The 5147-nt window shown below is 58.8% G+C and carries 8 protein-coding genes and 1 pseudogene; 5 read left to right on the forward strand and 4 right to left on the reverse strand.

The features are described from left to right. Positions 1-55: 55 nt before the first annotated feature. Positions 56-253, reverse strand: a complete 198-nt coding sequence (locus tag NQV17_RS37510) for a hypothetical protein (RefSeq protein WP_257776119.1) — start codon at positions 251-253, stop codon at positions 56-58. A 404-nt stretch (positions 254-657) separates the two neighbouring features. Between NQV17_RS37510 and NQV17_RS37515 the strand changes: the two genes are divergently transcribed. Then, a complete protein-coding gene (locus NQV17_RS37515; RefSeq protein WP_257776120.1) occupies positions 658-918 on the forward strand; it encodes a helicase-related protein in 261 nt (86 codons plus the stop codon). A gap of 39 nt (positions 919-957) precedes the next feature. Then, positions 958-1125: a hypothetical protein gene (locus NQV17_RS37520; protein WP_257776121.1), complete on the forward strand. Its 168-nt coding sequence runs from the start codon at positions 958-960 to the stop codon at positions 1123-1125. On the opposite strand, the gene NQV17_RS37525 is transcribed toward NQV17_RS37520, so the two are convergent. Continuing rightward, positions 1126-1416 (reverse strand): hypothetical protein, encoded by a 291-nt coding sequence (locus NQV17_RS37525; RefSeq protein WP_257776122.1) that lies wholly within the window; start codon positions 1414-1416, stop codon positions 1126-1128. Between the two features lie 173 nt (positions 1417-1589). Here NQV17_RS37525 and NQV17_RS37530 point away from each other — a divergent pair. Both NQV17_RS37530 and NQV17_RS37535 read left to right on the forward strand, forming a co-directional pair. Then, positions 1590-1886, forward strand: a pseudogene (locus NQV17_RS37530) (H-NS family nucleoid-associated regulatory protein); the annotation flags it as partial. 534 nt (positions 1887-2420) lie between these two features. Then, positions 2421-3248, forward strand: coding sequence for an SET domain-containing protein-lysine N-methyltransferase (locus tag NQV17_RS37535; RefSeq protein ID WP_257776123.1), 828 nt, complete (start codon positions 2421-2423; stop codon positions 3246-3248). 128 nt (positions 3249-3376) lie between these two features. On the opposite strand, the gene NQV17_RS37540 is transcribed toward NQV17_RS37535, so the two are convergent. Continuing rightward, positions 3377-3871, reverse strand: a complete 495-nt coding sequence (locus NQV17_RS37540; RefSeq protein WP_257776124.1) for a hypothetical protein — start codon at positions 3869-3871, stop codon at positions 3377-3379. Positions 3872-3934: 63 nt separating this feature from the next. Continuing rightward, on the reverse strand, positions 3935-4210 hold the full coding sequence (locus NQV17_RS37545; protein ID WP_257776125.1) for an HU family DNA-binding protein: 276 nt from the start codon (positions 4208-4210) through the stop codon (positions 3935-3937). Between the two features lie 378 nt (positions 4211-4588). On the opposite strand from NQV17_RS37545, the gene NQV17_RS37550 reads away from it, so the two are divergent. Further along, a complete protein-coding gene (locus NQV17_RS37550; RefSeq protein ID WP_257776126.1) occupies positions 4589-4915 on the forward strand; it encodes an H-NS histone family protein in 327 nt (108 codons plus the stop codon). Positions 4916-5147: the final 232 nt, after the last annotated feature.

The following is a 5147-nucleotide window of genomic DNA, read 5'->3' on the forward strand; positions in this document are numbered from 1 at the left end:
CTTGATTTGCTGGACGCGTCTCAAACCTCTGGCTCACTAATTTCGCAACAGCTTCTTAGTCCGTTACGACGATCTCCATCTCGTCGGCCGGGTCGATCTGAAATTCGTTTACCCGACACGCACGGACGTCGAGCATCAGGCGATTCAGCGCTTCAAGCTTTGCGTCAGTATCGTCGACTGACATCCCTGCAGCCTGGCCGATGGCAGATTGGCGCGCATCGAGCAGTAGCTTAAGCGCGTTCGCTCGCTTCATGAACATGCGATTTGTCACGCCACACCTCAATTTTGCGCGGCGACGACACGGCGGCCGACTGGCCCCAGGAATGAAAAGCTCGGTGACCTCATAGGGCCGCACTGCATACAACCTTGGCTTCCAAGGGAGCAATATTTTCATTGTCGTCAATCATCCCGCTTCGAGCGGGTTTTCGCACATTCGGCATATGAATTGAGGTGCGATATGGCAAGCAGCGCAAAACGTCGAGCCGATCGGGCTCGGCTAAGGAAAAAGCGGCGCGCGTGGTGGGGCGACTGCGCCAAAATCGACAAACCGCTTGGGCAGCTGATCGACATGTGGCAACGCCCGGCGCTGCTTTGGCGAGCGCTCGATTGGCGAGTGCCGGTGGCTTCAAGACGTAGGCGACGAGTCCGCATAGACGGTTGCTCATCGTTACCCAGTTCCGAGAGAGGGGCGCACTGCTACGCGGCTGGCTTGGCGAGCGTTACGGCCACACACCGCAGTTCCTGCACGGCGGTGTGGTGCGGAAAAAGCGCAACGATATGGTTGTACACCTCCGGCACGATCGCACCGAGCGGGGGTTCCTGTTCTTACTCAAGGGCGGCGGCACCGGACTGAACCTGACGGCCGCCTCGAGCGTCATCCCTTTCCACCTTAGGTGGAACCCGGCAGTCGAGGCCTAGGCGAACGATCGCGCCAACTGCATAGGACAGCGCAGCCATGTGCAGGTGCATCGCCTGATTACGGAGGCGACGTTCGAGGAACGCATCAACGACATGATCAAAGGCAAGCGCGAACTGGTCGAATTGGCCGTTGGCACAGGCGAGCAATGGATTGGGAATCTCAGCGACCACGAGTTGCACTCGCTGTTTACACTGAATCGAGCGTGATCAGATTGGCCGTTGTGACGGCGATACGCGAAAGCCAGGACGGCAGTGCACGCGAGCAACGCTTCCTTGTCGAATTCGGCCGACAGCCTCTATCTGCAAGGGCTGGCCGCTGGAGAAGGCGGCCAACCTGATGAGTTCGCTGAGTTGTAAATGGGTCGATGCGCTGAGATGAGCGGTTGCGCGCAGCAGCTCCAGGACCTTGGCTGCTTGTTGCAATCGGACGTTAGCCGGGCCGATGGATTTTCTCCGTCCATCCTTGAGTTGCGTACCACCGACGAGTTCGTAACGCATGTTTTGAACTCCTTGATTTAATTTGAGTCGGAGGGCTGTGCTGATAGGACTGTATCGATCAAGCGCTGGTTGAAAGTGGCTTGCAGGGTAATCTTCAATTCCGACTATCTCGATGAGTGGCATAATTCGAGCGTTGCGATCTCTCGCAACCGACAACTTTGGGAGAACAGAACATGGCCAATAGCGACTACAAGACGTTGAAGGCGCAACTCGACGCTTTGCAGGAAAAAACAGAAGCGGCACGCGTTGCGGAATTGGAGGCATTGGTTGCCGACATGCGCGCAAAAGTGGCGGAATACGGAATCACAGCCGAGCAGATTTTTGGCCGCCAACGCGTAGCCAAGGGCAAGAAGGTCGGCGGTCACGTGGCGGCAAAATACCAGAACCCGAAGACGGGTGAAACCTGGAGCGGTCGAGGCCGCGCGCCGGCGTGGATCAAGGACGTGAAGGACCGCACTCGCTTTCTCATTGGCGCAGCGGTCGAGACACAGAGTGCCGCCGGCAATGCCACAGCTGGGGCCGCAGTCAAGAAAGCTGCGGCAAAGAAAGCCGCCGCAAAGACCCGAAAGGGCGACGCGAAATCCGTGAAATCGGCCGGCGCGACGGCGGCTCGCAAGAGAGGGCGCCCGTCGACTACTGTTGCTGCAAAAAAGACGAGAAGCCGGCGCACTCCTGGCGTGAAAAAGGCGGCAGGCGCCGCTGTCAAGCCGGAAGTCGTCACCGAAGCAGCGGGCGAGTAAGACGGCGGTGGTCAGGCAGGCGGGTGGCAAGGAAAGGATTGTTCCCTGCCACTCGCTTTTATCGTTTGTTCCTGCTGACGTTGCGTCGTTTTTCACCTTATCCGGGTAAATTCGGCCCAGGGCCTGGATGCCGCCACAGTTGTGTAGGTGGGTTTGGGATGCCGACATTGTTTCGGATGAACCTGGCCCACTGGCGACACGATCTTCGGATGGTTTTGCCCCCTCGAAGTGTGAAGTCCGATCGGCCCGATTCAACTTCCTAAGATGACCACGCATCCGGCATCCCATCACGTCCCCCGCATCGTTGTGCGGCGCTCTCCGATCCATGGCCGCGGCGTATTTGCTCGTCGCGACCTGGCCGCTGGTGAAATGCTCCTCAAGTACGTCGGTGAGCGTATCGATTGGGAGGTCGCCATCAACAGACCGCCAGCCGATCCCGCCAATCCGGATCACACCTTCTTCTTCGATCTTGGCGATGGGCGCGTCATCGATGGCGCGGCAGCGGGCAACTCGTCGCGTTGGATCAATCATTCGTGCGCGCCGAATTGCGAGGCAGAAGATCGAGGCGGCCGGATTTTTATTCGAGCGCTGCGTGCGATCGATGCAGGTGACGAAATTAGCATTGACTATGCGCTCGCGCTCGCGCTCGCGGTTGACGGGCGCGTGACGCGCTCGATGCGCGACCGATACGCGTGCCGTTGTGGCGCGTCGACATGCCGCGGCACCATGCTGGCCATTCGGAGGCGCCGTAAGCAGGCGCATGAGGGTGGCCAAGTCGATACGGCGCAAGGTGTGTGTTATCCGCCGTCTGCCGTGCCTCCAGACGCGGTCCGGTCAACGGTGCGCATTTTGGAGCGGCCGGGATCCGGCCGCCTCATCGTGTCATGGCGGCAGGCCGGGCGGGGGTGTTACAGCGAGCAGCTTTGGACTGCTGCGCTGGCGACTGCTGGCGGAATCTGCGTGGTGTCGGGGCAGGCTTACGAACGTGGTGATGCCGTATTTCAGCCAACAGGTTCACCTGTACCGCTCAATCAGGCTGAGCGCATCTGCGCGGACAGTGTTGCGCACATTCCCCTCGACGAGGTCGCGTGACGATGTCGTTGCCGCCGAGTTTACTAAGTCAAACTAAACTTGGTGTTCCGCGGCCGTGATACCGTCGTTTTGCTCGCGCATCACTTGCGCGCTTCGTGGGCGATCCTGCATGCGGCAACGGGGATGATCTAGAAATGGCATGGACGGGTGGCCACGGTGCCGCCCTGACGGGGCTCGGGAATCGGAGACGAGGCCGTTCCCGTCAGGAATCGCTTCAGCTGCTGCTCGGCGTCCATCACCTTGTAACGTGGCGCGACATTCAGTTGCCAATCATGCAGCACGAGCAGCCGTTCAAATGCCAACACGGCGTCCGCTGCGAGGATCCACTCATTCGACTCATCGGCGTGCACGTGCGTGACCTCTACCGCATGCTCGACTGCCTTGTAGCGTTCAACAGGTTCGTCCCCGTAGCCAGCCTGCTGCAGGAACCACGCGATATACGTGGTGCGTATCAGCTCGTTGAAAAGATACGCGTTCCCTTGGCCGTCCCGACAGGCCGCCAGCGCAAGATGATGTGACAAGGACTGTGTCTGCACCGCCGTTTTGTCCAGCGGCAACAACATGGTTTTTGTTAGGGGGCGTCGCGGCGCGGCGGGCCGTCCGCGGTTTTTCTTGGAACTCATCTTGCGTCACATCGACCTGCTGGAGAAACATCTCGCTGGGTGAGGCTGTTGTCTCAATACCGATCAGGTGTTCACGGCATCTTTGAATGCTTTGCCGGCCGTAAACTTGACCGTTTTTGCGGCAGCGATCGTGATGGCTTCCCCGGTAGCGGGATTGCGGCCGGCCCGCTCGGCGCGGGCACCCGTGGAGAAGGAGCCAAAACCGATCAATTGCACCGTATCACCGCGGGTGACTGCGTGCGTCACGGCCTCGAGAATGGCATCAACGGCGGCCCCAGTGCTGGCTTTGGTGTCGCCGGTGGCAGCCGAAACAGCGTCGATGAGTTCTTGCTTGTTCATTCGTGGATTCCTCAGTCATGTGCGCTAAAAGCGGGTTTGGCCATTACCCTATAACATCTACCGCAGGCAACGCAACTTCTGGATCTTTGTTGCAATTGTAATTTGCTCAACCGAGGTCAACCGGGGGAGAATTGCCCGCGTTGCACGCGCAGACATTACACGTATCGTTCGCCATGTATGACGTGCCGCTATGCTGCGATCTGAATGGACGACGAGGAAGGGGCGGGACTGCTGACGCATGTAATGCGTGCCGTATGTTGGCGGCAAGTTGTCCCGAAAAGATGCCATCATGATTGGCAGTGGCCAGACAGGCTTCGAAATCGCACCGCGACCGGCATGCTTTGCGAGCGCACGGTATCAATCAGCAGATTATTTACGATGACCAGTAAAATTCAGGCCCTACACCAGCAACTTGGCCACCTCAATTTGCTTCTTGATGAGGCACGGAAGAAGGAAAAGGCGGCAGTCCTCTCCTCGATTCGGGAGCAGGTGAAGGAGCACGGCATCACGGAGGTGGAATTGCTCCGTGCGGCCGGCTTTGTGAAAGACAAGCCCAAGCAGTTGCCAGCCAAATACTACGATCCTTCCTCGGGCAAATCGTGGACGGGACGCGGCGCGTGTCCGAAGTGGCTGGCTGGCAAAAACCTGGATGACTATCTGATCCGCCCGGCCGCAAAGCCTTGGTGGCCAGGGGAAAACCGATAGGCAAGACCAGTCTTTGCATGTGCAAAGTGATCGATTGCGCGTATTCGGCAAAGCTGCTGTCACAGCGATTGATCACTATGCCCCAAGGCCAATCGACGTAAATCAGTATCCTGTTGGCGCCCTTAATTGTGCGAGAATGCGTGCCGCCTCGGGTGTAGCTCAATGGTAGAGCAGAAGCCTTCCAAGCTTACGACGAGGGTTCGATTCCCTTCACCCGCTCCACCATGGGCCC

Origin of the sequence: Burkholderia sp. SCN-KJ, from assembly GCF_024656005.1 — a bacterium.
Classification (GTDB): domain Bacteria; phylum Pseudomonadota; class Gammaproteobacteria; order Burkholderiales; family Burkholderiaceae; genus Burkholderia.